The sequence below is a fragment of the Halalkalibacter akibai JCM 9157 genome (assembly GCF_000513135.1).
Classification (GTDB): Bacteria; Bacillota; Bacilli; order Bacillales; family Bacillaceae_D; genus Halalkalibacter; species Halalkalibacter akibai.
Genome location: NZ_BAUV01000099.1, coordinates 1 through 4,583 on the forward strand (window position 1 = coordinate 1; position 4,583 = coordinate 4,583).

Annotated in this window: 6 protein-coding genes; 5 read left to right on the plus strand and 1 reads right to left on the minus strand. The window is 32.9% G+C overall.

Going from position 1 to position 4,583, the window contains the following annotated elements; translation table 11 throughout:
• Positions 1-735 precede the first annotated feature (735 nt).
• From JCM9157_RS22660 to JCM9157_RS22680, 5 genes are all read left to right on the plus strand, one after another.
• Positions 736-1,260: a hypothetical protein gene (locus JCM9157_RS22660; RefSeq protein WP_035668727.1), complete on the plus strand. Its 525-nt coding sequence runs from the start codon at positions 736-738 to the stop codon at positions 1,258-1,260.
• A gap of 331 nt (positions 1,261-1,591) precedes the next feature.
• Complete coding sequence (locus tag JCM9157_RS22665; protein ID WP_035668728.1) at positions 1,592-2,392, plus strand: four helix bundle protein; 801 nt, start codon at positions 1,592-1,594, stop codon at positions 2,390-2,392.
• On the plus strand, positions 2,392-2,772 hold the full coding sequence (locus JCM9157_RS22670) for a four helix bundle protein (protein ID WP_035668730.1): 381 nt from the start codon (positions 2,392-2,394) through the stop codon (positions 2,770-2,772). Before JCM9157_RS22665 ends, JCM9157_RS22670 begins: the two co-directional genes overlap by 1 nt.
• A 144-nt stretch (positions 2,773-2,916) precedes the next feature.
• A complete protein-coding gene (locus JCM9157_RS22675) occupies positions 2,917-3,396 on the plus strand; it encodes a hypothetical protein (protein ID WP_035668732.1) in 480 nt (159 codons plus the stop codon).
• Between the two features lie 153 nt (positions 3,397-3,549).
• Positions 3,550-3,867, plus strand: a complete 318-nt coding sequence (locus JCM9157_RS22680; RefSeq protein ID WP_035668735.1) for a hypothetical protein — start codon at positions 3,550-3,552, stop codon at positions 3,865-3,867.
• 331 nt (positions 3,868-4,198) lie between these two features.
• Here the strand turns inward: JCM9157_RS22680 and JCM9157_RS24800 are convergent.
• Positions 4,199-4,583 (minus strand): hypothetical protein (locus JCM9157_RS24800; RefSeq protein ID WP_158318639.1); only part of this gene is annotated, 385 nt, incomplete at its 5' end.

The following is a 4,583-nucleotide window of genomic DNA, read 5'->3' on the forward strand; positions in this document are numbered from 1 at the left end:
AAGAAGGCTTAAAGAATGAGTTGAAAAAGCAAGGGAACAAACTGAGAGATTATCAATCAGGTATCTTTTCGCTGACAATAAACGAAACAAATTATGTGATTCAAAAAGAACATACTCTTATTAAAGTTTTACAACAACGAAGTAAAATAATCCCTTTATAGGAAATGATCAGGGTTGAAACTATGGAATTCAGCTCTTTTTACGTTAATGATGTTACTTAGAAAACCTCATTAGTTGCCCTTGGGCAATATATAAAAAAACATTGACTAAAGGCGTTGACTTATAATTTATTGTCGTTTATTATATGAAATGTAGACAGCACTACAAACAACTCCAAATGAAAGGAATCACAGATGTAGGACAACCAAACTGCACCCAAATTTACTCGGAACTCTTCCCTTAGATCTTGAACGATTACTCCCGAATTACGATTCTCCTAACAAGTTTACCATTCAATATTACTCGAACGTGGTTAAGCACTTTAAGCATTTGTGAACCCCACAATACCAACTATAATAGTCTTATAGAACGATAACCAACCAACATCTTCAAACGAGAATCTCCTATTATTCTAACGCAAGCACTAATGGAAATCCCCTCAATAAAACAACTTGCTTCCTATAATTTTATTCTGCCCTTCTATCATAGAACACTCAAAAACTCCGTACATATCCCATTTTCTTTATAATAAACAGTGGGATATTAACAAAATTCAACCAAAAAGGAGCAGTTACAATGTTAAACACAGCTAAAGAATTAGTATCACAGATTCAATCATCTCAGAAGGAGATTGAGGCAATGAATGACAAAATCTTTGCGATTGAGATGGGGAGACTACATGAAATTATTGATGTAGCAAGATGCTCATTTCAATATAGTCCAATTATTGAGGTGTTAGACGAAGAAATGGAGATTTACTTTACTAATGAGGAAGGTAACTTATTAAATGGAATATTGATTTTTCATTCATGTGATTTCTTCGAAGATACAGATGATTGCAATATTGAGGCAGGAACGCAAATTTATTTGTTAGAAAATGGTGATTTAAAAGTCACTCGCTATATAGATAAAAGCTACTATTGTGATGACTGCGAAGAGGATCATAGTAATTTTCAAAGAATGGATTGCAATGGGCTATCTTTAAAGGAGTTTGACTTAGAGTTGATTGCTAAAAGAATCATAGACTTGTTATCACATCAAAACGTCTATCTTGACAAGGTTAAGCAGAAAAAACATCAAAAGCTACAAGGGATAGCTTAAAGGTAGGGGGAGGATATTTCTATGAAACGGTAGCAAAGTTGTTTGATAGAGCGATGTACGATTATGACGTTATATAGCTATTATGAATGCTGTATATGAACTTATGCAAGGAAATAAGCCAATTACACTTCACATGTAATCATCCCCGTTTAACCTCAAATTGAAACTAATTCCAAAAAAAGGGCTACTGTAATAACTGTTGAAAACCCCACTTTTATTGAATTATTAACACTCTTTATTATAAGACGGATTCAAATAGTATTGCAGTGGCTCGAAATCAAAAAATCAGTAACCCCATACTTAATAATTCACAAAAAAAGGAGAAAGAAAAATGACTACTAAAAAGCCATATGTAGGCAATGTAAGAGGGTTAAAGGTTTATCGGGATGCACTGTTATTTTGCAAAGTTATGTATGAGATTGCTAAGAAACTTCCATCACAAGAACATTTCCTTGCAGATGTGGTGAAGCGAAGCAGTTGCAGTATCGTAGCTAATTTGGCTGAGGGGAATACCAACTTCTACTATAAGAAGGAATATAATCATCTAAATATATCCCTTAGCAAACTGGCAGAGTGTCGATCTGCTTTGGATCTACTCCGAATGCAAGGCTATATTAATGATTCTGTTTATAAAAGTGCAGATATGAGAGGAGAAGAAATCTTGAAGATGGTTATAGGGATGATGCGTCGGATTGAGCGTCAAATTGATTATAATGGAGTTGGTGAAACAGAAATAGGCAATAAATCAATAATACTTCCAATTAACCTTTCAGAGCTTTTTGAAAAAGCGACCACTTTCAACAATCTTATCCTCGGAATAATTCAGCGGTATCCACCCACTGAGAAAAACGGGCAAATTGACCAAATCATGCGGGCATCACAATCCATCCTGCAAAACCTCAGAAATGCAGAGAACACTTCATATCCTCAACAGCTACTCGGTTTAAATACTTCACTTGGTAGTGCATCAGAGTGCAAAGCCTTCTTCGACATCTCCATTATGCAAAGTTTTATAACACAAGAACAATATCATGAAATAGATAATCTTGGTGGAGAGATATTAGACTCAATCATAGAACTTATGAATCAACTGGAACAGAAGTATGAAGAAGAGCATAAGGTAGTTTCCTAATGACTAAAGTTGAGAATTTCCGTAGCTTTAATCTTTATAATCGTTCCACTGATTTAACAATGACAGTTAGACAAGCAACAAATATTTACAAGGCTAATCTAACAGAACAAGAAATTAGCATTCTTAACAAGAATGCCGTAATAATTCCTAAAAAAATTGCGGCCGCAATCTCACAAGTGAATATGAAAGAGCGATTTAAGAAGTTAAATGAAGCTAAATCTACACTTATTCAATTGGAGATGATCATGTTGGAGTTGAAAAAGAGAAAGAAAATAGACGAGCAATCATGGCGGGAAGTGGATGATTATTTAATGGAAGTCATGAAGCTATTGAATGGTTACTTTAGTTGGATTAGCAGAAGGAAGCCGAAGTCAAAGTAGACCTTATTAACAAAAGCAATAATGTTAAAGTGGTTGCGTAAGTGTTATTTTAATAAATTGCAAGGTCACAAAAGCAAGTGAGAAATTTAATTAAAAGGGAAAGTAGTTCAGATGAAAATAAATGAAAAATAAGGAGGAATAATAATGGAACACAATTTGATTGAATTAACAAAAGAGGTAAAAGTAATTGAAGAACAATATAAAGCAAACTTTCTATCAAAAAAATCGGGGTTTGAGAAACTATCAAGAACTATAACTAACAAAATTTCACTTACAGATTTAACTCAGATGGATAAAAAATTATTCAAAGGAGATAAGTTAGAACAACAAAAATTTTTTTATGACGAAGAAGGAAAGGTGTTAAGGGGGATTGAGATTGCAACAACATCAGAATCCCAATATGTTTCAACTGAAGGTAGAATTGTAACACAAAAGGAACTAATTTTATTGCAAGATGGTCATTATATGGTTTTCCATCATCGTATTATATGGTTTGATCATAAAAACGTTTTACGCTCGGATCGTATAATGGATTGCACTGAGGACATTATGGCATTCAGTTTGATTGAAGCCATTCAAAGTATCCAAAGTTATTTGTCAGTCGGAATAGAAAATAAAAGATAACAAAATAGGTGAAGTGACTCCGAAGAATCAAGGTAAATATTCCCCTTGTCTCAAAAATTAATAATCTACTTGTTTATAAAAGCTAAAGCTATGCTCATTCAATAAAGATCAGGATTGAAACTTAATAAAATGAAGGAAAGGTGGCAAAGAACGATGATGGTAAGATTATATGAATGCTCAAATGACTTGTGTCAGGCGATTATAAATTGGATAGTTGGTAATCGCAAAGCACTTAGTAAAATTGAAATTGAAAACTTCTCAAGAAGACTAACGATGATTAGAAGAAAGGTTGGTCTTGCTTTAGAAAAGTCTAAGATAGATGGATGCTTCAAAGAATTGATTATCGTAAGAAAAGAGATGGAAACATTGCTTATGGAGATTAGAAGTAAGTATCAGACTATAGAGAGATTAGAAAATGACATTGAGGATTGCTTTACAAAATTCACCGAAATTCTAAATGATTATCATTGATTTTCAACTGAACGTTGCTTCGGAGTATGGTTTGATCAAAACTTATAATTTTTCACTGATTAGAAGATAAGTTGCCCCTAAAAACCTCCTCAAAAGGTTCCTACCGAATTTACTCATTATAGAAAATCCAGAATTTATTGTACTACAAAAATCTTGTTAAATTGGCTTAAAAAGTTATGTATATAGTTTTGATTGGCTTATTTATTTTTGGGAGAGAATTGAACTCGCATTCTTTCGTTTAGAGGATTTTGAAACTGGTATCATAACTGACAATTATTTAAAACATTTAAAGTGCAAACAGGCAGTGAATGCACTTTAAAGTTTTTAAAAATTACTCTACGTTTTCTTGCTTTTGAGTGCGTTTTATTTCTGTACGTGCATCCAGGAAACGTATCATCACAGCAAATATAAACATACCAGTGCTTGCAATTAATAAAGCGTCAGAATAGTTAGGGAAATCCATTTGTTTTCCAAATCCTATTATTGCCAAAAATAAAGCCAATGGAATAATTACAGTTATTATTCCTGTTACAATAAATCTTGCTTTCCTTCGCCTTTTCTTGTCTTTAAAAGTTGCTCCAATTTCCCCAACTGCTAAAGCCCATGAAGATAAAGCTAATAGTATAATTACTAAATCATGCTTGTGGCCAAAATAAATAAAAAATGGAATAAACAAAATAAGATGATACCAAAGAACAAATAAAAGAAAAGAGTGT

Bases quoted from the DNA above. Each gene is read 5' to 3' on its own strand.
- JCM9157_RS22660 (WP_035668727.1), top strand. From the start codon at position 736: ATGTTAAACACAGCTAAAGAATTAGTATCACAGATTCAATCATCTCAG.
- JCM9157_RS22665 (WP_035668728.1), top strand. From the start codon at position 1,592: ATGACTACTAAAAAGCCATATGTAGGCAATGTAAGAGGGTTAAAGGTT.
- JCM9157_RS22670 (WP_035668730.1), top strand. From the start codon at position 2,392: ATGACTAAAGTTGAGAATTTCCGTAGCTTTAATCTTTATAATCGTTCC.
- JCM9157_RS22675 (WP_035668732.1), top strand. From the start codon at position 2,917: ATGGAACACAATTTGATTGAATTAACAAAAGAGGTAAAAGTAATTGAA.
- JCM9157_RS22680 (WP_035668735.1), top strand. From the start codon at position 3,550: ATGATGGTAAGATTATATGAATGCTCAAATGACTTGTGTCAGGCGATT.